This is a genomic window from Kribbella pratensis (genome assembly GCF_004366075.1).
GTDB lineage: Bacteria > Actinomycetota > Actinomycetes > Propionibacteriales > Kribbellaceae > Kribbella > Kribbella pratensis.
In genome coordinates this window covers 60,324-82,448 of the sequence record NZ_SODU01000004.1, presented here as the reverse complement: position 1 = coordinate 82,448, position 22,125 = coordinate 60,324, and the positions used below count along the sequence as shown (strand labels likewise).

Genomic DNA, 22,125 nt, shown 5'->3' with positions numbered 1-22,125 from the left:
GGACGTCCCGATGAGCAAGGTCGGTCTGATCGGCGCCGGAGGAATCGCTTCGGCGCACATCAAGGGTTATCAGCAGCACGCGGACCGGATCGGTGTCACGGCGGTCGCGGACGCGGTGGCGGAGACGGCGAAGAAGCGCGGCGAGGAGCTGCGTGCCACGGCGTACACAGGCAGCATGGCGTTTCGCGAGATGCTCGCGAACGAGGAGCTCGATGCGGTCGACATCTGCCTGCCGCATCATCTGCACCGGGACGCGATCGTCGCGGCCGCCGAGGCGGGTAAGCACATCCTGTGCGAGAAGCCGCTGTGCCTGTCCGCCGAGGAGGCGGCGGATGTTCGCAAGGCGGTGACCGAGAACGGCGTGACGCTGATGTGCGCGCACAACCAGTTGTTCATGCCGGCCGTCGCGAAGGCCCGGGAGCTGCTGCAGGCCGGGACGATCGGCACGGTGTACGAGGTGCGGACGACGGACAGCTTCTACAACGACTTCGACCCGAGCTCGATGGGCTGGCGGGCGAGTAGCAAGACAAGTGGGGGTGGCGAGCTCATCGACACCGGGTACCACCCCACTTATCTGATGCTGCACCTCGCAGGCGGGCTGCCGGTCGAGGCGACCGCGATGCTCTCCACGCACCGCTTGAAGTTCATGGAGGGCGAGGACTCCGCACAGGTCCTGATCAGGTTCGACAACGGAGTCGTCGGCCAGCTGGTGACCAGCTGGGCGTACCAGCCGGCCGCCGGCACCGAGCGGTTCTCGGCCGTCGGCGAGCTCGGCTCACTGACCAGCGACGGTACGACGCTGTCCTACCGCCTCCGGTCGGGTGAGACCGAGACCTTCGAGTTCGAACCCGTCGACACGTTCGTCGCCGAGATCGGCCACTTCGCCGACTCGCTGCTCGGCAAGCAGCGTCCGCTGCACACCGAAGAGGAAGGCATCGCCGTCCTCGGCATCCTGCTCGCCGCGTACGAAGGCTCGAAGTCCAAGGTCATCGCGCCGGTCTTGAAGGTCTAGAAGGTCTTGAAGGTCTAGAAGTAGAACCCCTCGGCGAGGTCGGCCAGGAGGTCCGGGTGGGTGGGCTGCCAGTTGAGCAGCTCACTCGTCCGGGCCGCGGAGGTCGGGATGTCCATGGCCGCGAACCGCGCGAGGAAGCCCAGGTACTGCGGGGCCTCGTCGGCCGTGACGGAGTGCGTCGGGAGGTCGAGCCCGCGACCGATCGCCTCGGCGATCGGGCGGAACTCGATGGCCTCGTCCTGGATCGCGTGCAGACGAGTGCCCGCCGGGGCGGACTCGAGGGCCAGGCGATAGAGCCGGGCAGCGTCGAGCGTGTGCACCGACGACCAGCGGTTCGTCCCGTCGCCGATGTACGCCGCGAAGCCGTTCCGCCGCGCGAAAGCGATCAGCGACGGCGCGAAACCCTGGTGGTCGAGCCGGCTGTGAGTGATCGGCGGGAGCCGGAGGACTGACGAGCGGACGCCCTTGGCGGCCAGGTCGACGACGTAGTTCTCGGCATCGATGCGGTACCCGCCGTTCGGGTCGTAGTCGTCCTCGGTCGCCACCCGCCCTTGGACCACGCCGGCGAGCATGCCGGTCCCCGACGTACTCACGAGCGGCTTGTCCGTGCCGGCCAGAGCGTCGCCGATCGTCTGCAGCGCGGCGAGATCGGACTCCGCCGCACCGGCCAGATCGCCCGCCTGCATGGCGTCGTGCCGGAAGGCGAGGTGTACGACGCCGTCCGCGGCGGCCGCTGCCGCGCGGAGCCGGTCGAGATCGTGCAGGTCGCCGCGGACGGCCTCGGCACCCCACTCCGTCAGCCGCTTCGCCGACTCGTCGGAGCGGGCCAGGCCGAGGACCTGGTGACCGTTGTGCAGGAGCTCCGGGACGAGGGCCGAGCCGACGTGTCCGGACGCTCCGGTGATGAAGACGCGCATGAAAAGTCCCTTTCAAGTGATGTCCCAGTGATGTCATTGACTGACATCACCGATGCTACACCCTGATGTCACTCGATGACATCGGCTAGGATCGACCGCATGGGACGGTGGGAGCCGGACGCGGCCGGGCGGCTGCGGGAGGCGGCGATGGCGCTGTACGCCGAGCGCGGGTACGACGGCACGACCGTCGCCGAGATCGCCGACCGGGCCGGGGTCACCGCGCGGACCTTCTTCCGGCACTTCGCGGACAAGCGTGAGGTGCTGTTCGCCGGGTCCGAGCAGCTCGAGCAGCACATGGTCGAGGCGCTCGCCGCGGCGCCGGCGGACGCGACCCCGATGGAGGCCGTCACCGCGGCGGTCCTTGCCACGGCCCAGTTCTTCGACGACATCCGCCGGGACTACTCGCGCCGGCGCGCCGCCGTCATCATGTCGACGCCCGAGCTGCGCGAGCGCGAGCTGATCAAGATGGCCACGCTGACGACATCGCTCACCGACGGCCTGCTCGAGCGCGGAGTCGCCCCGGACGTCGCCGCACTCGCGGCCGAGACCGGGGTCGCGGTGTTCAGGGTGTCCTTCGAGCGCTGGATCGCCGCACCCGACGACGTACCGATCGGAGACGTCATCCAGGCGACCCTGAAGACGCTCGCGGGTCTCACCGCCTAGCGTTCCACGAGGCGACGGCGACCACTCCCACGCAGGTCGCGGCCGTCAGTGCGAGGTCCGCGACCGCTCCGACGGCCGGTGTCGCCAGCGGCAGCGCGAGCAGGATCACGATGCCCGCGAGCGCCGTCCCCAGATGGGCTTTGGGCGCATCGGCGATGGATCGGTGCACGCCCCAGAGCAAGGCGATGAAGGACGCGGCCGGTACGGCGACCGCGTAGCTTGCGCCGGTGGGGGACAGGTGCAGTTCGTGGCTGGTCTGTTCGACCGCGACCTCGAGTCCGGCGCCGAGCGCGGCGAGGGCCGCGAACAGGCCGTAGTGGCCGTAGCCCCAGCGGTACGAACGGTCCCGTCGGTCCTCGAGCCGTGGGCCGGCCGGGTGCAGGAAATACAGCCACCACAACGCGAACAGGATCACCAGGCCGCAGCCCGCAACGGCGATCAGCTCGGCGTTGACGTCGGTCTCCTCGACGGCTCGCCGTACGGCGTTGGACGCGGCGAGAACCGCTTCGCCGAGCAGGATGATCGTGAACAGTCCGTACCGTTCCGCGATGTGGTGCGGATGCCAGTTGGTGGCCCGTGGACGCTCGGCCCACAGCGGCACGGACAGCTCCAGGATCGCCAGGACGATGAAGGCGACGAGCAGTACGCCGTCGGACGCGCCGGAGTCGGCGAGGTACAGCCGGCCGAACCAGCCGAGCTGCAACGCCCCGATCCCGATCGCGTAGCGGAACGCCGTACGCCGGGATGCCGGGTCCTCGATGCCCGCGCGCAACCACAACGAGATGAGGCCGAGCCGCATGACCAGATAGCCCGAGGTGACCATCAGGTAGTCGCCGTGATCCGCCGCGGCCGGGACGCCCGCGGCGAGCAGCAGGACGCCGGCCATCTGCACCATGGTCAGGATCCGGTACGTGACGTCGTCGGTGTCGTACGACGACGCGAACCAGGTGAAGTTCATCCACGCCCACCAGATCGCGAAGAACACCTGGAGGAACGGCAGTACGGCGGCGTGACCGTCGGCGATCGTGTGCGCGAACTGCTCGGTGACGGCGGCGACCGCGACCACGAACGTCAGGTCGAACAGCAACTCGAGGTTGCTGGACGCCCGGTGCGGCTCGTCGATCGGGCGCGCGGTCATCCGCACCCGGATGCGGACCGTGGCTTCGGGCACGGGCGGCTCCTCTCGATCGGGGGTCACCGGTAGAGACAGGGCAGGTGCTCTGGATGTGACTGTCACAGGATCGGTGGGTGCCCTGTCTTACCCGGTGACAGCTGAAGACAATCGAAAGGGTTCTGCGATGAAGATCGTCGTGATCGGCGGCACTGGCCTGATCGGCACGAAGTTGGCGGCGAAGCTCACTGAGCACGGCCACGAGGCGGTGCCGGCCGCGCCGAGCACCGGTGTCAACACGATCACCGGCGAGGGCCTGGCGGACGTGCTGAAGGGCGCCGACGTCGTCGTCGACGTGGCCAACTCGCCGTCGTTCGAGGCCGGACCGGTGATGGAGTTCTTCAAGACGTCGACCGGGAACCTGCTGCAGGCCGAGGACGAGGCGGGTGTCCGGCACCACGTCGGCATCTCTATCGTCGGCACCGAGCGGATGCCGGACAACCACTACTTCGCGGCGAAGATCGCCCAGGAGGAGCTGATCAAGTCTTCCGGCATCCCGTACTCGCTGGTGCACGCGACGCAGTTCTTCGAGTTCGTCGCCGCGATCGCCGACGAGGGCACCTGGGACGACGGCAAGGTGCACATCGCGCCGGTCGCCTGGCAGCCGATCGCCGCCGAGGACGTCGCCAAGATCCTCGGCCGGACCGCGGTCGCCGAGCCGCTGAACGCGCGGATCGACATCGCCGGGCCGGACGAGTTCCGGATGGACGAGTTCTTCCGCAAGGCGCTGGCCGCGCGCGGGGACGCCCGTGAGGTGGTCGCCGACGAGCACGCGCGGTACTTCGGCTCCGAGCTCACCGAGCGCAGCCTGGTCCCGATCGGCGAGGCCACCCTGGGCGAGCTGCACTACGACGAGTGGTACGCCGCGCAGGGCGGGCGATGATCATGGGCAAGGACGACTTCCTGCACGAGCTGGCCGTGGAGGTCGAGGCCGACATCGAGCTGGACAGGGCGGGCACACCACCTGACGATGAGGCCGACGGGGTGCTCGACCCGTACGAGGCGCAGGTGGAAGCAGCGGACCTGAACAGCTTGCACAGCGCGATCGAGGCACTGGAAACGGATGCGGGGTCGTATCCTCCAGCTCATGACTGAAGAGCTCGATGACGCGGTTGCGGTCTTCGACGCGGTGCGGCCGCGGCTGATGGGGATCGCGTACCGGATGCTGGGCAGCCACGCCGAGGCCGAGGACCTCGTCCAGGAGGTGTGGCTGCGCTGGCAGGCCGCGGACCGCAGTGCGGTCCAGAGCCCGGTCGCGTACCTGTCGACGGCGGTGACCAGGCTCGCGATCAACGCGAGCCAGTCCGCGCGTGCCCGCCGGGAGACGTACATCGGGCCGTGGCTGCCCGAGCCGGTCGACACCAGCGCCGATCCGTATCTCGGCGCCGAGCGCGGGGAGGCACTGAGTTTCGCGGTCCTCCTCGTGCTCGAACGGTTGTCGCCCACCGAGCGGGCGGCGTACATCCTGCGGGAGGCCTTCGACTACCCGTACGACGAGTTGGCTGCGATGCTGCAGTCGACCGAGCCGGCGGTGCGCCAGCTCGTCAGCCGGGCGCGCAAGAGGATCCGTGCGGAACGCCGTACCGAGGTGTCCGGAGCGCAGCAGAAGACGTTGCTGACGGCATTCATCGCGGCGGCGCGGGCGGGTGACGTCTCCGTTCTCGAGGAGTTGCTGGCGAAGGACGCGATCAGCTATTCCGACGGCGGCGGCGCGGCGCGGGCGTCGAAGTTCCCGGTGGTCGGGCGGCTGCACGTGGCGAAGTACCACCGGGCGTTCCACCAGCACTTCTGGATCGGTGTCGAGGTCGAGTTCGGTACGGCGAACGGCCGCGCGGTCGCGATGCTGCGGCGCGACGGCGAGGTGTTCGCGGTCTGCACCGTGACCGCATCGGACGAAGGAATCGACGAGGTGCTGTGGCAGATGAACCCGGCGAAGCTCACCACGGTCGCTTGAGCAGGAGGCGGAGTGTTCAGGCGTGGCGATCATGCCGTCGTGCACCGGTTCGCGACGGCCTGCCGGGCGGGCAGTGTCGGGGCGCTGCGGAGTGTGCTCGCGCCCGAGGTGGTGGCGGTCAGCGACGGCGGCGGCCGGGTGGCTGCCGCATTGAGCCCGGTCCGGGGCGCCGATCAGGTCGCGCGCTGCGTGACGGAGCTCGTGGGCCCGGAGACCGTGCTCAGTGTGGAGGCGGTCAACGGGGAACCGGGCGTCGTACTGCGGGTCGTCGGTGGCGTCGTCGCAGTACTGAGTCTGAAGGTGACACGGTCGAAGGTGTCCACCGTCTGGATTGTCCTGAACCCGGACAAGCTCCGGCACTGGAGCTCCCGGGAATGAACCCGCTCGGTCTGGTGTTGACGTGTCAACCTAGACTTGTTGTGTGAGCGGACAGGAGAGTGCGGATATGGCTGAGGTGGCCTTCGGGTTGGACACGTTCGGTGACATCCCGGTGGACGACAGTGGTGCGCCGGTGACGGCTGCGGCGGCGATCCGGCAGGTGGTGGACGAAGCCGTCCTGGCCGACCAGATCGGCGTGGACGCGATCGCGCTCGGCGAGCACCACCGGCCGGAGTTCTCGATCTCGTCCCCGGAGACGGTGCTGGCCGGGATCGCGACCCAGACGTCGAACATCAAGCTCGGGTCGGGCGTGACAGTGCTGAGCTCGGACGACCCGGTGCGGGTGTTCCAGCGGTTCTCGACCGTCGACGCGCTGTCGAACGGGCGCGCCGAGGTGATCCTCGGGCGCGGATCGTTCACCGAGTCCTTCCCGCTGTTCGGGTACGACCTGGCCGACTACGACGTACTGTTCGAGGAGAAGCTGCAGCTGTTCGTGCAGTTGCTCGACGAGAAGCCGGTGACCTGGGAAGGCACCGTGCGGGCGGCGCTGGACAACGTCGAGGTCTATCCGAAGACCGAGTCCGGCCGGCTGCAGACGTGGGTCGGGGTCGGCGGGTCGCCGCAGTCCGTGGTGCGTACGGCGTACTACGGGTTGCCGCTGATGCTCGCGATCATCGGCGGTTCGCCCGAGCGGTTCTCGCCGTACGTCGATCTGTACAAGCGGGCGGCGCAGCAGTTCGGGACCGTGGCGCATCCGGTCGGGATGCATTCGCCGGGGTTCGTCGCGGAGACCGACGAGCAGGCGAAGGAGATCTACTTCGCGCCGTACAAGGTGATGCGCGACCGGATCGGGGCGTTGCGCGGCTGGCCGCCGCTGAAGCGCGAGGAGTTCGAGTCCGAGGTGCTGCACGGGTCCATGTACGTCGGGTCGCCGGAGACGGTCGCCCGGCGGATCGCCGACGCGGTGAAGGTCCTCGGCGTGGAGCGGTTCGACCTGATCTACTCGGGTGGCCCGCTGCCGGTGAGCGCGCGGCTGAAGGCGGTCGAGTTGTACGGGACCAAGGTGATCCCGCTGGTCCGCGAGATCCTGGCGGAGAGCAAGTGACCAGGATCGCGATCCTCGGCGCCGGGAAGGTCGGGACGGTGCTGGCTCGGCTGGCGGTCGCGGCCGGGTACCGCGTGCTGATCGCGGGCTCTGGTGACGTCTCGAAGATCGCGCTGATCGTCGAGGTCGTCACGCCCGGCGCCGTGGCCGCGACCGCTGCCGAAGCCGTCGCCGAGGCCGATGTGGTGATCCTCGCGCTGCCGCTGGGCAAGCACCGGACCGTTCCGGTCGAGGCCTTGCGCGGCAAGCTGGTGATCGACGCGATGAACTACTGGTGGGAGGTCGACGGCATCCGCGACGACCTCACCGATCCGCGCACGTCGTCCTCGGAGATCGTGCAGCGGTTCCTCCCGGAGTCCCGCGTCGTCAAGGCCTTCAACCACATGGGCTACCACGACCTCGACGAAGGTGCCCGCCCTGCCGGAGCTCCCGGCCGCAAGGCGATCGCGATCGCCGGCGACGAGACCGACGCGGAGCAGGTGGCCCGGATCGTCGACGCGCTCGGCTTCGACCCGGTCCTCGCCGGACCGCTTGCCGAGGGCAAGCGTCTCGAACCGGGCACCGAGCCCTTCGGCGCCAACGTGGACGCGGACGAGCTGCGGGCGATGCTCGCGCGGTTCCCGGACACCGTGCGCGGCCAGGAGATCCGGCAAGCCCGCGCTTCCTAGGGACGGTTCACCCGCTGGAGGGAGTTCAGCGGGCGGCCGAAGTTCTACTGTCGGGATATGAGGAAGTTTCCCGCGTACGGAGTCGCCGTTCTGATGCTGGGGTACGCCGTCGGCAAGGCGGTGTTCGCGGTCGAAGGGCGGCTGGGGTTCCCTTCGGGGCCGATGGTTTCGGCGTCCGAGCAGGAGGCGTACTTCCTGAATCCCGCTGTGGCGCAGGCGTTTGCGGCGGTGTCCGGTGTCCTGGGGGCCGCCTTGGCGCTGGCCACCGTGAGCCGGTTCGGTCGCCGGGTGCCGCGGAAGCTCCTGCTGGCGGGCGTTGCGATGCTCGTTCTCGGCGTCGGCGCAGGAGCCGTGGTGATGGTGCTCGACGGGTTCGTCGGGCTAGGCATCGGCTGGCAGTGGTACCACGGAGTCGTCGGGCTGGTCATGCTCGGTCTGCTGGGCGCGACGGCTCGCGGCTTTCTCCGCGCCGATCCCGGCGGCGATCACGCCCGCGATGCCGAACGCCTGGAGCAACGTGGGGGACTGGCCGAGCAGGAGCCAGCCGATCATCAGCGCCAGCGCCGGCTCGAGACTCATCAACGTGCCGAAGACACCGGCGTCCAGGCGGCGCAGCGCCAGGTACTCGAGGCTGAACGGGATCACCGGTAGCAGAAGCGCCAGACCGAAGCCGATGACCACCAACTCCCAGGTCATCACCGGGATCGTGGCGGGGCCGGCGACGGCGGTGGCCACGACCGCGGCGACCGGAAGCGAGACACCCATGCCCTGCAGCCCGGTGACGTTGCTGCCAACATGCTGGGTGAGGACGATGTACGCCGCCCAGCACGCGGCGGCACCGAGCGCGAACAGTACGCCGGGACCGTCCACCGACCCGTGCCACGGCTGAGTCAGGAGCAGTACGCCGCCGAACGCCAACGCCGGCCAGATCAGCCGCCCGCGGCTCCGCAGTACGGCGACCGACAGCGGACCGAGGAACTCCAGTGCCCTCGCCGTACCGAGTGGCAGGCGCGCCGCGGCCGCCATGAACAGCAACGTCACGCCCGCGGTCGCGACGCCGAGACCGACCGCCGCCAGGAACGCGTTGCGATCGAACGAGCTCGGCCGCGGCCGGAACAGCACCAGCACGATCAGACCCGCGCACACCAGCCGCAGCCAGGCAGCACCCTCAGGACCGACCCGGTCGAACAGCCCGACCGAAGCGGCAAGTCCCAGCTGGACCATCGTCATCGACAGGACCGCGAAGGCGATCCCGGTCTCCCGTGTGCGCATACGGTCCAGTGAAGCCCGCGATTCCGTTCGCGTCCACGTGAGAATCCTGGACAGATCGTTCATGATCGATGAATGGATGTACGCCGCCTCGAACTCCTGCTCGCCCTGTCCCGGCTCGGCTCGATGCATGCCGTGTCGGAGGTTCTCGGCGTCACCACCTCCACCGTCTCGCAGCAGATCGCCGCACTCGCCAAGGAAGTGGGCACGCCGCTACTGGAGCCCGACGGCCGCCGCGTCCGGCTCACCCCGGCCGGCCGCCGACTCGCGGGTCACGCCGTACACATCCTGGCTGCGCACGAAGCGGCGCGCGCCGACCTCGACCCGTCGGCCGAACCGTCCGGGACCGTCCGCGTCGCCGGCTTCCACACCGCGATCCGCGACACGCTCATGCCCGTCGTCCACCGGCTCCGGCAGGAGTACCCCGCGGTCCGGCTGGAGATCCAGGAACAGGAACCCCCCGACGCCCTGGCGATGCTCGAGCGCGACCAGGTCGACCTCGCACTCATCTACGACTACAACCTCGCCCCCGCGGCCCTCGACCCGTCCCTCGAAGCCGCCCCGCTCTGGGAATCCAGCTGGAGCCTGGCCGTCCCGTCCCGCTCCCGCCGCATCCGCGGTACGGCGGTCGACGTCGTCGCAGCCTTCGCCGCCAGCGACTGGATCGTCAACTCCCGTCACGTCGCCGACGAACAGGTCGTCCGCACCCTGGCCGCCCTCGCCGGCTTCGAACCCCGCATCACCCAACGCGCCGACACCCTCCAACTCGTCCAGGAAATGATCACCGCCGGACTCGGCGTCGGCCTGATGCCCGCCACCTACCCGAAGACCACCGGCATCTCCCTACGCCGCCTCCGCGACCCCGAACCCCGCATGCGAGCCTACGTACTTATTCGTCGCGGGCGCGCCAGCTGGCCCGCACCGGCAATCGTCCTCGACCTGCTGTCGAAGATGCGCGAATAACCAACGAAAACACCGCGGCAATTCGGCAGAAACAACCGCTGCCCGCGGAGGCTTTCCGTGCTCGTCACTGTGCGCTACGCTCCATCAATTGGAACACCGGGGAGGGATGTTCCAAGGGGGGAGTCTGGGATGTCTGATGTTGTGAACGATGCTGCGCAGGTTCTGGTGCCGCTGTTGGCGGCCGGAGCAAATGCTGCAGTGGAAGAAGCTTCGAAAGCAGCGGGAAAGAAATTCGCGCGGGCCGTCGGATCGGTCATCGAGCCGATTCGGAAAGCCCTGCATCGAGCGCCGAAGGCTCCGGAGGTGGCCGCCGCGCTGCAGAGCGCCCTGGATGACGGCACGATCAGGATCACCGATCTCGAGAAGGTCGTGCGCTTGTCCCGCGGTCGGGTCGGCGATACGCGCGTGCGAGTGACCGGCGACAACACCAAGGTCCTCACCGACCCGGTCTTCAACGACCCGGTGACGTTCCAGTAGCCGGCGGGTAGTTCATGGCGGAGGAACCGGGGGCCTCCGCGGGTGATGAACGCCTGGATGGCGGTCAGCAGCCCGCAGAGGTGGTAAAACAAGGGGATACGGTCACATCCGAACCGGAGAAGCCGGCGGATGAACAGGCCGGGAAGGCGACTCCGGGGGAGTTGTCGAAGTCGCCGGGGGAGAAGGAAGCCCCGGCGAAGGTACAGTCGGACGAGTCCGAGGACACGGCCACACCGTCGCAGCCGGTCGACGCCGGGGTCCGAGCCAAGAACGCCCTGATCAACCCGCAGTTCTACGGGTCGGTGTCGTTCCAGGACGGTGCCGGAAAGCCGCGCCTGTCGAGCAACCAGACCGGGGTCGCCGTCGAGCTCGCCGAAAGCCATGTGGAGTCCGGAACGCTGACCGCGCTCGGCGACGCATTGTCCGCCGGTGCTGCGATCGTGGCAGTGTACGGCAGTTCCGGGATGGGAAAGAGATCGGCCTGTCTGGTCGCCCTGCAACGTGGCGGAATGACGCCAATCCTGCAATTGCCGGCCGATCTCGGGTTCGATGATCTGGCGGCTTCAATCGAGCAGTTGAAAGTCAAGCATAAGAACGCTTGTTTTCTCCTCGCGAATGCTCAGGTGTCGTTCGTGGAGAGACTGAACAAATTCGAGCTCGAGCTGCTGACCGAGAAGCTGGGCGAATCCGGGCAGTCCCGGCTGCTGATCACGACGCAAGGGTCGCCGTCGAGGACCGACCGGGCCCTGCACGTCGTCCAGGCAGCGGAGGTGCCGAAGTTCGCACTGGTCGCGGCCTACTTCGATAAGCACCCGGCCGACGAGGAGACCGTCCGCCGGATCAGGCAGGTCGCCGGTGCGCAAGCGGGCCCGATCTCGTTTACGGTCATGGACACAATGGTCGCCAGGCTGCAGGCGGATCCGGAGGTGTCCGACGAGGACCTCCTGCGGTCCTTGCCCGGGGTGGTCACGACGGCGGCGCTCGACCGGTGGTTCGAGACGGAGCGGTCGGCGCGCGAGGTCGCCGCACTCGCATGTGTGGCGACCTGCGTGGGTACACCGCGGACCGATCTGGACGAACAGATCGACGTTCTCGAAGCCAAGCTGCTCGGGGACGATGCGACGCCGGGCTTCCGCCGGACCACCGCCGCCACGCTGGCCGCTGGCCTGGTGACGACGACGACCCAGCCGGTGGAGTCCCGGTACGGCGGGATCCACGACGAGAACGTCTATGTGCTGGAGGCGCATCTCGAACACGTGCAGGTGCTGGAGTATTTGTGGAACAACGAAGGCTCCGGCTTCCGGAAGGGCTTCCTGGACTGGCTCACGACACTGGCCGGCCGTCCGTCCGAGTTGTGGTCCGGCGCCGTCAAGGCCGCCGGCGTGCTGCTGACGATCGACCCGCGTTACGTGGAGTCGACGCTCATCGGTCCGTGGGCGATGGGGGCCGGCTACTGGCCGTCGGTGGCGGCTGCGCAGGCTCTTGGGGTGCCGACGATCTTGAACCTCCCCAGCGATATCGGCCTGCGACTGGCCGATGCCTGGATCGACAGCGGGCAATTCGATCTCAGGTTCTGCGCGATCGTCGCGTACGGCGATCTGCTCGGAGCCTGGGACGTCGAGTCCGAGGCGCCGATCCGGCTCTGGCTGGAGACGTTCGCGGACGACCATCTCGCGAGTGTCGCGGCCAGGCGGCTCGGAATGCTCTGTGCGGCCGGCGACGACGCCCGGTTGGTCCGGCTGGCAGTGCTGAACCTACTGGCCGAGGTCGCCTCCGGTCGATGGCCGGGATCCAGGCGCGAGATGCGTCAGGCGATGTGGGTCTTCGGGTACGCCGTTCACGCGCTGACGACCAAGGACGAGGACGCAGCCGACTCGCTCCGGTCGCTTCTGGGCGGCCAGGAAGCCGAGGCGATGGGCGCCTTCGTCGAGTTGCTCGCGCGCACCTGGTCGGCGCCGTACGCCCGACGGGCCACCGAGAAGACCGTTCGGGATCTGGTCCGTGCGGTGGAGGAGCAGCGGATCGACCGGCATGTGCTGGCCGAGTTGATCCGGGCCGCGAAGGACGCGGCCAGGAAGTTCGGCACTCTCGCCGAACTGGGCGCAGGCCTGCGTCGCGCGCTGGCCCTAGAACGCCGTGACAACCCCGATGGCGTGATCGCACGCCGGCTGCTGGACCAGTTCTTTCCAACTTCGTGAGGTGACCACATGACGCAGACTCAGATCAACCGGCCGCTGGTCGTACGCAGCGGCACGTTCGAGCGCGACCGGCGCAGGTTCAAGTTCCGCCGGCTCCGCCTGGAGTTGCCCGACCTGGAGCACGGTCAGCAGCTGATCCTGCTCGATGCCGGCGGACAGGCCACGATCGCTTCCGGAGCGACGGCCGGCGAGCGCACGTTCGCCGGCTACGTCTCGTGGGTGATCGTCGACGCCGGGGGACGGGACCTCCAACTCGACTACGCCGACGTGTTCAGTACGTCGTACGCGCGCTACATCGTGACCGTCAACGTGCATGTCGACGTCGACGTGGACGCCACGTTCGGCCGCCGGCTCGCGCTGAACGGGATCACTTCGCTCGAGGACCAGTTCCGGCCGACCTTGTCGGCAATGCTGAAGCGCACTCTGCGGAATCAGGAGTTCCCGACCGAGAACCTGGCCGATCCGGTCCTCTACCTGCGCAAGCTGGCGGAGGATCTCCTGAACGACGAGTTGGTCGGTAGGGATCTGACCGACCTACCGCCATGGCTCACCGTGACCGTTCGCGACGTCGTAGTTCGCGACGACGACGCGGCGGCTACCCACCTGGTCGAGCTGCGGCAGGCCCGGACTGCCAAGCAGCTGACGGTGGCCAGGGGTGTCGACAAGCTCGCCGGTCTCGAGCTGACGCTCAAGCAGCGGGAGCTGCTGCAGCAGGCGATCGGCGACAACCTGAAGTCGGCCGGCGGGGCGGCGATGGAAGCGGTGCTGATGGAGCCGTCCGCGCAGAACATCCAGATGGCCATAGCGACACTCCAGAACTCCGAGGCGGGCGAGCAGAACATGTTCCTCGAGTTCATCAAGCGACTCGAGAGCGGCGATCTCGCGGCCGATCCGAATAGCGCGGCGAGGGGTGTCGGGACCTTCATGGACGCCCAGCGGCACCGCGACGTGATCCCCGCTGTCAGTGCGATCGAGGCGGTCGGCGAGAAGACGCCGGACCCGCAGGTGGAGAGCGCCGCGGCGGAGGACGGTACAACGGATCATTCCCGGCCCGCGCACCGCGCAGAGCCGGCGGAGGACGGCGAGCGCCCCGGTGACTCCGACTTCAGCCAAGGCGGGTGATCGGTGATGCTTGTCCTCGGATCACCGCTGGGATGGTTGCTGAACGCGTTGTCGTTCCTGCCGCTCTGGGTTCGGCCGTGGGCGTTGAGTTTGCTGGTCCTGGTGGCGGTCTGGCTCCTCTTCTTCCGCTCCGGTCCGAAGCGGCTCGCCGTCCTGGGCCTGCGGCTGGTGCTGCTGCTCGGAGTCGTCGTACTGACGATCCCGCTTGCCGTCGAATACACGAACACTCGCCGTCGGCGAGCTGCAGGTAAATCGCCAGGGCAGGCCGGAGCTGCGGTGAGTGAGGTCGCGGAGGCGGTCTCGCTCAACCTGGCCGGCGCGGACCAGCGGCTGGCGAAGACGGAGTACTCGAACAGGAGCTGGCCGCGGAAGACGATGGCCTTGCTGGCCGGAGCCGGCATCCTGTCCTGGATCGTGTTCGCGGCCTCACCCGCGTTGGCGGCGCCGACAGCGTTCGGTGGGAAGGCCTACGGGTGGTACCGAGACTTCGAGAATTGGGCCGGCGCCGGCAGCACGCGCATCGTCGTACCGGACAAGGAAGCGGTGCCCACGCTGGTCGGGCGGAAGACGGACGTGATCCTGAGCACATCGCCCGCACATCATGGCGAGATCGCGCGGGTGAGCCCGGTCGGGCAGGAGAAGCGGGCCGTTCAGATCCTGCTCGACCGGAGCGGCAACGCGGTCATCCACGTGACTCCGGCGAACGCTGCGACGTACATGCGTGGAGGCACGTACCTCGTCCAGGCGAAAGACCTGCGCGTGCTCGTCAGGCTCCAGTAACGAGTGTCAGGTGCGCCTCACTCGACCAACTTGCCGTCGGTTGCGACGTGTCGCATCAGGTGCCGCAGGTCGTCGGGGATTGCCGGGATCGGTTCCTTCTCGATCGTGTCCGGGCCTGACCAGACGAGGTTGACCTGCAGCGATTCGTCGAGTTCCGGGTAGTCCGAGCGGTTGTGGCAGCCACGGGTCTCCCGTCGCACCAGGGCCGCATCGAGGGTCGCACGTGCGGCCAGTGCCGACGCCTTCAGATCGAACGCGTGGGCCAGGTCCTGGAAGCCGGCGATGTCCGGATGTACGCCGACCTGCGTGATCCGCTCCTCGACCTCGGTCAGCTCCGCGATCCCGGCCCGCAGTCCGTCCTCGTCGCGGACGACACCTGCCCGTGCCGTCATCGTGTCGCGCAACGCGCGCTGCAGAGCGCGGACGTTCTCCGGCCCGTCGTTCGTCAGCAGGTGGTCGATCTCGGCGCGTGCCTCGGCGACGGCGTCGGCCGAACGCACCTGGGCCTGCCGGCCGATCGAGTACTTCGCGGCTTCCTCGGCGACGATCCGCCCGAAGACCAGCAGCTCGATCAGTGAGTTGCCGCCGAGCCGGTTCGCGCCGTGCAGTCCGCTCGCGGCCTCGCCGATCGCCCACAGCCCGTCGACGCCGGTGCCGTGGTCCTCGGGACGGACCCACACGCCACCCATCGAGTAGTGCGCGGTCGGCGCGATCTCGATCGGCTGCTTGGTGATGTCGAGCATCTGCAGCTCGAGCAGCGTCTGGTACACCCGCGGCAGCCGCCGCATGATCGTCTCGCGGGGGAGATGCGACACGTCCAGCCAGACACCGCCGTTCTGGGTCCCGCGGCCTTCCTTGATCTCCGTGTACTCCGCGAGCGCGACCCGGTCCCGCGTGGACAGTTCCATCCGCTCCGCGTCGTACCGCGCCATGAACCGCTCGCCGAGGGCATTGCGTAGCTGGCCGCCCTCGCCGCGGGCCGCCTCGGAGACGAGTGTGCCCGCCGCGTTCTCGGGCTCGATCAGTCCGGACGGGTGGAACTGGACGAGTTCGGGATCGCGGAGCCTGCCGCCCGCGAGGAAGGCGAGCCGGAACGCGTCGCCGGTGTTCTCGTCACGGCGAGACGACGTACGGCGCCAGATCCGGGTGTGACCGCCCGCGGCCAGGATCACCGCGTCGGCATGGATGACGTACCGCCGGCCGGTCGTGACGTCGAAACCGTAGGCGCCGAAGACCGTGTTGTCCTTCACCAGGATCCGGGTCACGTAGACGGTGTCCAGGATCGGTACGCCGAGCTGGACCGCGCGGTTGATCAACGTGCGCTGGATCTCCAGCCCGGTGTAGTCGCCGGCGAACGCGGTCCGGCGGTAGGTGTGCGCGCCGAAGAACCGCTGCGAGATCCGGCCGTCGGCCTCGCGCGCGAACGGCATACCCCAGCGTTCGAGGTCCTCGATCCCGCGCGCCGCGCCCTGGGCGACGATCTGCACGGTGACCGGGTTCGCGAGCAGGTAACTCTCCTGGAGCGTGTCGGCTGCGTGCTGCTGCCAGGTGTCCTGGGCGTCCATGGTGCCGAGCGCCGCGTTGATGCCGCCGGCCGCGAGCGAGGTGTGCGCGTCGGAGCGCGGGCGTTTGCCGAGCGCAAGAACCTCGACACCCTGCTCGGCCAGCTCGATCGCCGCCCGGAGCCCGGCACCACCGGTCCCGATCACCAGGACCGACGTGGCGATCTGCTGTTCGGCGATGCTCATCTGTTCTCCTTAGGGGCATTGGCTGTACCTACACACCAGGACAACCCGGAGTGGCGTTCTGTGACTGTCTCGCCGGTCACAACCTGGCTGTCTGTCTGGTCTCATCAAGTAGTCCGAGAAAAGGAGAGCCCCATGAGTGAGAATCCGGTCGTCGTCCTGGTGCACGGCGCGTTCGCCGAGTCGGCCAGCTGGAACGGCGTCGTCGAGCGGCTGCGGGCGCGGTCGATCGAGACGGTCGCGGTGGCCAACCCGCTGCGCAGCCTCGAAGGCGACGCGCAGTACGTCCGCGACGTCATCGCCGGTATCGGGAAGCCAGTGGTCCTGGTCGGGCATTCGTACGGCGGCATGGTGATCACGCAGGCCGCGGCGGACAACGACGCGGTCAAGGCGCTCGTCTATGTCTGCGCGTTCGCCCCCGACCACGGCGAGACCGCCTTCCAGCTGTCCTCGCAGTTCCCGGGCAGCACGCTCGGCGACGCACTGACCGCGTACCCGGTCAGCACCGGCGGCAACGAGCTCGCGATCCGGCAGGACGTGTTCCGTCAGCAGTTCTGCGCCGACGTACCCGCCGACCAGGCCGCGCTGATGGCCGCGACCCAGCGTCCGGTGACCGAGGCGGCGCTGACCACCGGTCTGCCCACCTCCACGCCGGCATGGAAGACGATCCCGTCCTGGTTCGTGTTCAGCGACCAGGACCTGAACATCCCGGTGGCCCTGCATCGCTTCCTCGCCGAACGCGCGGGCGCGAAGGACACCCGCGAGATCGCCGGTGGCTCGCACGCGCTGAGCGTCTCGCAGCCGGAAGCGGTGACCGCCACGGTCCTGGACGCCCTGGGCGCCCCCTAGCAATGTCACATCCGGACGGGCCGAGGTGTCTTACCTGTGAGAAGTCGACGGACGGAGAGTGTGGTGCGCAGGATCTTGGTGGTGGGCGGCGGGTACGCCGGGTTCTACACGGCATGGCGGTTGGAGAAGAAGCTGCGGCGCGGTGAGGCCGAGGTGGTCGTCGTCGACCCGCGGCCGTACATGACGTACCAGCCGTTCCTGCCCGAGGTGGTCGCCGGTTCCGTGGAGGCCCGGCACGCGGCGGTGTCGCTGCGCCGGAACCTGAAGCACACGAAGGTCGTGGCCGGCATGGTCACGAACATCTCGCACGCGGACAAGACGGTGACGGTCCACCCGGCGGACGGGCCGGATTATCAGCTGACGTACGACGTGATCGCGGTGACCGCCGGTGCGGTGACCCGGACGTTCCATGTACCGGGGGTGGCCGATCGGGCGATCGGGATGAAGCACGTCGAGGAAGCCGTGGCGATCCGGGACCGGCTGTTCACCGCGTTCGACGAGGCGGCCGGACTGGAGCCGGGGCCGGAGCGGCGCAAGCTCCTGACGGTCACGTTCGTGGGCGGCGGGTTCTCCGGTGTCGAAGGGTTCGCCGAGCTGCTGTCGCTGGCGCGGTGGTTGCTGAGGAAGTACCCCGAGCTGTCCGAGAGCGATCTCGCGTTCCACCTGGTCGAGGCGACCGGGCGGATCCTGCCGGAGGTGAGCGACCGGCCCGGCGAGTGGGTGGTGAAGATGCTCGAGAAGCGCGGCGCGGTCGTGCACCTGAACACCTTCATGCAGTCGGCCGACGACGGGCACGTGGTGCTGTCCGACGGGACGGAGTTCGACTCTGAGCTGATCGTGTGGACGGCGGGCAATGCGGCGACCCGGCTGCTCCGCAACCACACCGACCTGCCGCACAACGAGCGTGGACTGGTCCAGGTGCGGGCGGATCTACGGATCGGCACCGAGACCGAGGTCATCCCGGACGCCTGGGCGGCCGGCGACGACGCGGCCGTGCCTGATCTGGCGGCGCCTACCAAGGACGCGTACACGGTGCCGAACGCGCAGAACGCCGTACGGCAAGGGAAGCTGCTGGCGAAGAACCTGCTGCGGTCGCTGCGGGGACGGGAGCCGAAGAACTACGTGCACAGCAGCCTCGGGGTGATCGCGACACTCGGCCTCGGCAACGGGATCTTCCAGTACAAGCGGATCGTCATCAAGGGCCTGCCGGCCTGGTTGATGCACCGCGGGTACCACGTCCTCGCGGTCCCGACGTGGGACCGGAAGATGCGGGTGCTGTCGATCTGGCTGGTGTCGTTCTTCTACAGCCGCGACATCGTGTCGCTGGCCTCGGTCCAGAGTCCGCGCGATGCGTTCCAGACCGAGGCCAAGGCGCGGTCGCTCAGTGCGAGCCGGCCGGGATGAGCAGGTCGGTCAGGCCGAACGTCTCGCCGGCGGCCGGGAGGTTCGGCTGCCAGTCCGGTTCGAGGCTGAGGTAGCTGGCCGGGTCGGCCCGGAGCAGCCCGATCAGTACTTCGGCGACGATCCGCCCGCCGACCGGTCCGAGGCGGTCGCCCGCACCGAGGTACTCGGACTCCTTCAGGATGTAGAACCACAGCGGCGTACCGCCCGGCCAGGTGCCTTCGGTGAGCGGCGGTACGCCGAGCAGCTTGGCGACCTCCTCGCCACTCGGCAGACCGGTCGTGTCGCCGCGCAGCAGATCGCGGACCGCCAGGGACTTGTACGCGGTCTCGTCCACAGCGCCGGTGACCTGCTCCGGCAGGCCGATCAGGCTTGCGGCGAGCCGGCCGTCGAGCCGCTTGGCCCGCTGCGCCGGCGGATGTCCTGGTACGTCGAACACCTGCGTGAGATCGAGCCGCTGCCGCACCGGCCCGAACCCGACCAGATCGGGGAACAACGGCAACTCGGGACCGCCCTCGACCAGTCGGTACGCGTGCCGGATCTGGCCGTGCCCGTAGCGGTACGCCGCATCCGCGAACTCCAGCGGGATGAACGCCTGCAGGGGCTCCGGCGCGAACCACTTCCCGCCGTCCTCGAGCACCTCGTCCACCAACGGCCGCCCGACCAGTCGCGGCAGGAAGTCGTGGACGACGATCCACTGGTAATGCCACGTGAGCGTGACCCGCGCCTGCTCGAACACGTCCTCCTCAGGTACGCCGCTCGCCCGCAGACTGTCGACGATCCGGTTGTGCGCCCGCAGAAGCGCGACGTGGAGACTCAGCGAGAACAGGTGGACGTCGTTGCGCGGGTCACCGATCAGCGCCACACCCTGGGGATTCCGCGGTACGTCGTACCCGCCGGCGCCGAGCAGGAACTTGGCGGGGTCGTCCCGATCGAACAGGTACGGCGCACCGATCGGCCCGTCGGCGCACAGCATCTCGAGGTTGAGCCGCGGCGAGCGGGCGTTCCGCAACGCGTCGGTGTCGACTCCGCCCGCGATCGGCGACCGGTCCGCGGTGGTGTCGTGCGCCAGCAACTGCCCGAAGAACGGCCAGCCGGCCGCCTGCTCAGCGTCGCCCCCTGCCTCAGGATCCAGCGCGGCCCCGGGATCGAGCGCCGCCGCGGCGTCACAGATCCCGCCGTCGGCGCCGGCCCGCATCAGCACGTGCGGATCCGTCCCCAAGGGCTCCAGGTCCGGAAACATCCGCCCGTACCGTGCACCACCTGTCGGCCGATCCACGCTGCGCACCAAACTCAAGCAGTGGTCCCGCGTCGCCGGATGCCTACTCATCCACAACCTCCCGAAGAATCGATTCAACAGGAGAGACAAGGCAGGTACGACGGTTGTGACCGGGTGGCAGCTGCCGAACAGTGATCAGCTGATGCGGGTGAGGCGGCCGTCCTGCTGGACCCGGACGGTCGTCTTTCGGGTGCCGACGGTCAGGTCGACGAACAACATGCCGCTGACGGTTCGGGTTTTGTAGGTGACGGTTTCGGTCGAGTCTGCCGGGACGATCGCGCTCAGGATGGTCGCGCTCGTCCCGTTGCGGTTGAACTTGACCACCGGAGCCGACTGGCGGTGGAAGATGTCGGGGTAGTACCAGCCTTGGACCGGGTCCTGCTGACCCTGGACGACGGTGATGCCGTCGGCGGCCGGTTGTTGCTGGTACGGGATCTGCAGCAGGTACGTCTTCGCCTTGTCGCCTGGTTTCGTTGCGACAGCAGTAGTAGGGGATCGGACCGTCACCTTCTGGTCCGGCGCGAGGTGCCAGAGGGTCTCGTACCGCTGGGTCTCGGTCGCCTGGCCGCGGTCGAGCGTGATGATCAGGTCGGGATCCTTGAGCACGAGTACGTCGCGCTTCCGGGTCACACCCGGCGCCGGTGAATCAGCGAGCGAGTACGACTCCCAGGTCGGTGTGATCGATGCGCGGACCAGTTGGGTCACCACGCTCGCGGTGTCCGCCGACGGGATGGTCATCACGTTGTGCGCGGCCTGGCTCTTCGACCACGCCTGCCACTTGTCGAGCTGGTACCCGGAGTGCCCCGGGTCGATCAGCACGTCCCTGCCGTGCGACGAGTAGGTGATCGACATGTGGTCGTCATGACCGTGCAGTGTCCGCGCTGCGCCGTACCGGATGCTGTACGTCGACTCCTGCGCGAACGGCCGCGTTTCGCCCCACCCGGTCCGGCCGAAGATGTAGCCGGCGTCGAAGACCGCGACCCGCTTGGACGGTCTCGTGCCCTTCTTCCCGAGCGAGGCGACGTAATCGAGCGCGGTCCCGGCCGCACCGGTCGGCTTTTGCCGTACGGCGTCACCGACCTGCTGCAGCTCACCTGTGGCCTTGGTCGCGAGCGCCAGCCACTCCGACAGAGCGGCACGCCGCTGTGCGATCACCGGTCCGGGGTTCGACCCGCACCGCTGCAGCGCAGTCGTCGCGCGACCCCACAGCAGGTAGTTGAACATCGCGTACCCGACGGACTGCTCGTTCGTCGAGCCCTGCGTGTCGATCGCCTTCGTGATCGCCTGCGACAAGCGGTCCACGGCCAGCGTCTTCAGCTCCGGCCGCTTCAGCGTGCACCCGACGCCGAACAGGGCGATGCTCTCGTCCGTCCCGTGGTTCGACGGCCCGCTCCAGTTCACGATCATGAACTGCGCATGGTCGATGAGCGCCTTGTCGAGCCAGGCGTACTGCGTCGGCAGCGAGCTGACCTTCAAGCCGGTGAGGACGGCTTGGCGGGCGCACAGCAGCACGTTGGTGCGGTGCATCGTGGCCTCCCACGCGCCGACATCGCCCTTCCACGTGTACGGGTTGTCCCGCACCCAGTCATGGATGATCGCCATCACGTGCGTCAGCGCCTTGCGATCACCACGCTGCCCTGCGGTGATGCCGTTGCCCAGCCAGCGCAGCGAGTGCAGCCACATGTACCAGCTCGGCTTCTTGTACGGGTCGGAACGCCAGTTGACGTCACCGCTCCCGTTGCCGACCTTGTACGGCGGATCGTCGCCCCAGGAGAACGTGTCGTTCATCAGCATCGACAGCGGGACGTTCGATTCGATACCGCTGAATCCGGGGCATTCGTAGGTGCCGGTGTTCGCGACCGGGGTCGACGGCGGGGGAGTGGCCGGGGTGTCGACGCCCGGCAGCGGCTCCTCGCTCGAGGTCGAGTCCGGGACGCTCGGCCTCGGGGTGGGTCGCGGGCCGGGAGTCGACGGCGTCGCGGAACCGGCGGCGATGGGCGTCGTACTGCGGTCCCGAGCGCCTGGCATCAGGACGAAGACGGCACCGGCGAACGCGACGCCGCAGACCAGGACGCAGGCAAGCGTCAGCGCGACCGTCGTCCCCAGCCGTCTCTTCGACTGCCCGCTCGACTGTGCAGCCACCCGCCCCCCTCTCCACCCCACCCCTGCCCCAG

21 protein-coding genes are annotated in these 22,125 nt (G+C 68.6%); 15 read left to right on the top strand and 6 right to left on the bottom strand.

The features are described from left to right. The first annotated feature begins 10 nt into the window (after positions 1–10). Positions 11–1,012, top strand: coding sequence for a Gfo/Idh/MocA family protein (locus EV137_RS32900; RefSeq protein ID WP_134132060.1), 1,002 nt, complete (start codon positions 11–13; stop codon positions 1,010–1,012). A gap of 14 nt (positions 1,013–1,026) precedes the next feature. Here the strand turns inward: EV137_RS32900 and EV137_RS32895 are convergent, their stop codons facing one another. Next, a complete protein-coding gene (locus tag EV137_RS32895; protein WP_134132059.1) occupies positions 1,027–1,929 on the bottom strand; it encodes an SDR family oxidoreductase in 903 nt (300 codons plus the stop codon). A gap of 99 nt (positions 1,930–2,028) precedes the next feature. On the opposite strand from EV137_RS32895, the gene EV137_RS32890 reads away from it, so the two are divergent. Beyond that, positions 2,029–2,592 (top strand): TetR/AcrR family transcriptional regulator, encoded by a 564-nt coding sequence (locus EV137_RS32890; RefSeq protein WP_134005309.1) that lies wholly within the window; start codon positions 2,029–2,031, stop codon positions 2,590–2,592. On the opposite strand, the gene EV137_RS32885 is transcribed toward EV137_RS32890, so the two are convergent. Then, complete coding sequence (locus EV137_RS32885; RefSeq protein ID WP_202871253.1) at positions 2,582–3,763, bottom strand: low temperature requirement protein A; 1,182 nt, start codon at positions 3,761–3,763, stop codon at positions 2,582–2,584. The genes EV137_RS32890 and EV137_RS32885 overlap by 11 nt on opposite strands. A 127-nt stretch (positions 3,764–3,890) precedes the next feature. Here EV137_RS32885 and EV137_RS32880 point away from each other — a divergent pair, with 127 nt between their 5' ends. The 6 genes from EV137_RS32880 (at position 3,891) to EV137_RS32855 (ending at position 7,868) form a co-directional block, all read left to right on the top strand. Continuing rightward, positions 3,891–4,646, top strand: a complete 756-nt coding sequence (locus EV137_RS32880) for an SDR family oxidoreductase (protein ID WP_134005307.1) — start codon at positions 3,891–3,893, stop codon at positions 4,644–4,646. Then, positions 4,619–4,858, top strand: coding sequence for a hypothetical protein (locus EV137_RS32875; protein ID WP_134132058.1), 240 nt, complete (start codon positions 4,619–4,621; stop codon positions 4,856–4,858). The genes EV137_RS32880 and EV137_RS32875 overlap by 28 nt, the downstream gene beginning before the upstream one ends. Then, positions 4,851–5,717 (top strand): RNA polymerase sigma-70 factor, encoded by an 867-nt coding sequence (locus EV137_RS32870; RefSeq protein WP_134132057.1) that lies wholly within the window; start codon positions 4,851–4,853, stop codon positions 5,715–5,717. Before EV137_RS32875 ends, EV137_RS32870 begins: the two co-directional genes overlap by 8 nt. A 12-nt stretch (positions 5,718–5,729) precedes the next feature. Beyond that, positions 5,730–6,095 (top strand): sigma-70 family RNA polymerase sigma factor family protein, encoded by a 366-nt coding sequence (locus EV137_RS32865; RefSeq protein ID WP_134005301.1) that lies wholly within the window; start codon positions 5,730–5,732, stop codon positions 6,093–6,095. A gap of 67 nt (positions 6,096–6,162) precedes the next feature. Then, a complete protein-coding gene (locus EV137_RS32860; RefSeq protein ID WP_134132056.1) occupies positions 6,163–7,200 on the top strand; it encodes an LLM class flavin-dependent oxidoreductase in 1,038 nt (345 codons plus the stop codon). Then, entirely contained in the window at positions 7,197–7,868 is a 672-nt protein-coding gene (locus tag EV137_RS32855) for an NADPH-dependent F420 reductase (RefSeq protein WP_134132055.1), read from the top strand. The genes EV137_RS32860 and EV137_RS32855 overlap by 4 nt, the downstream gene beginning before the upstream one ends. 381 nt (positions 7,869–8,249) lie before the next feature. Here the strand turns inward: EV137_RS32855 and EV137_RS32845 are convergent, their stop codons facing one another. Continuing rightward, a complete protein-coding gene (locus tag EV137_RS32845; RefSeq protein ID WP_202871251.1) occupies positions 8,250–9,140 on the bottom strand; it encodes an EamA family transporter in 891 nt (296 codons plus the stop codon). A gap of 72 nt (positions 9,141–9,212) precedes the next feature. Here EV137_RS32845 and EV137_RS32840 point away from each other — a divergent pair, with 72 nt between their 5' ends. The 5 genes from EV137_RS32840 (at position 9,213) to EV137_RS32820 (ending at position 14,677) form a co-directional block, all read left to right on the top strand. Further along, positions 9,213–10,100 carry a LysR family transcriptional regulator gene (locus EV137_RS32840; protein WP_134132054.1) on the top strand — a complete coding sequence of 296 codons (888 nt, stop codon included), beginning with the start codon at positions 9,213–9,215 and terminating at the stop codon, positions 10,098–10,100. A gap of 129 nt (positions 10,101–10,229) precedes the next feature. Further along, a complete protein-coding gene (locus tag EV137_RS32835; protein WP_134132053.1) occupies positions 10,230–10,577 on the top strand; it encodes a hypothetical protein in 348 nt (115 codons plus the stop codon). A gap of 161 nt (positions 10,578–10,738) precedes the next feature. Next, the gene (locus EV137_RS32830) at positions 10,739–12,775 is read left to right on the top strand and encodes a hypothetical protein (protein WP_134132052.1); all 2,037 of its coding nucleotides are present in this window, start codon (positions 10,739–10,741) and stop codon (positions 12,773–12,775) included. Positions 12,776–12,784: 9 nt separating this feature from the next. Then, positions 12,785–13,897, top strand: a complete 1,113-nt coding sequence (locus tag EV137_RS32825) for a hypothetical protein (RefSeq protein WP_134132051.1) — start codon at positions 12,785–12,787, stop codon at positions 13,895–13,897. 6 nt (positions 13,898–13,903) lie between these two features. Next, the gene (locus tag EV137_RS32820) at positions 13,904–14,677 is read left to right on the top strand and encodes a hypothetical protein (protein ID WP_134132050.1); all 774 of its coding nucleotides are present in this window, start codon (positions 13,904–13,906) and stop codon (positions 14,675–14,677) included. A gap of 17 nt (positions 14,678–14,694) precedes the next feature. Here EV137_RS32820 and EV137_RS32815 read toward each other — a convergent pair whose 3' ends face one another. Beyond that, positions 14,695–16,425: an L-aspartate oxidase gene (locus EV137_RS32815; RefSeq protein ID WP_134132049.1), complete on the bottom strand. Its 1,731-nt coding sequence runs from the start codon at positions 16,423–16,425 to the stop codon at positions 14,695–14,697. A 132-nt stretch (positions 16,426–16,557) separates the two neighbouring features. Between EV137_RS32815 and EV137_RS32810 the strand changes: the two genes are divergently transcribed. Both EV137_RS32810 and EV137_RS32805 read left to right on the top strand, forming a co-directional pair. Continuing rightward, on the top strand, positions 16,558–17,271 hold the full coding sequence (locus tag EV137_RS32810; RefSeq protein ID WP_134005293.1) for an alpha/beta fold hydrolase: 714 nt from the start codon (positions 16,558–16,560) through the stop codon (positions 17,269–17,271). Between the two features lie 63 nt (positions 17,272–17,334). Next, positions 17,335–18,675 carry an NAD(P)/FAD-dependent oxidoreductase gene (locus tag EV137_RS32805; RefSeq protein ID WP_134132048.1) on the top strand — a complete coding sequence of 447 codons (1,341 nt, stop codon included), beginning with the start codon at positions 17,335–17,337 and terminating at the stop codon, positions 18,673–18,675. On the opposite strand, the gene EV137_RS32800 is transcribed toward EV137_RS32805, so the two are convergent. Together EV137_RS32800 and EV137_RS32795 are read right to left on the bottom strand one after the other, a co-directional pair. Continuing rightward, the gene (locus EV137_RS32800; protein WP_134132047.1) at positions 18,653–20,002 is read right to left on the bottom strand and encodes a peroxidase family protein; all 1,350 of its coding nucleotides are present in this window, start codon (positions 20,000–20,002) and stop codon (positions 18,653–18,655) included. The two genes, EV137_RS32805 and EV137_RS32800, sit on opposite strands and share 23 nt — an antisense overlap. Positions 20,003–20,086: 84 nt before the next feature. After that, positions 20,087–22,093, bottom strand: coding sequence for a heparinase II/III domain-containing protein (locus EV137_RS32795; protein ID WP_238175724.1), 2,007 nt, complete (start codon positions 22,091–22,093; stop codon positions 20,087–20,089). Positions 22,094–22,125: the final 32 nt, after the last annotated feature.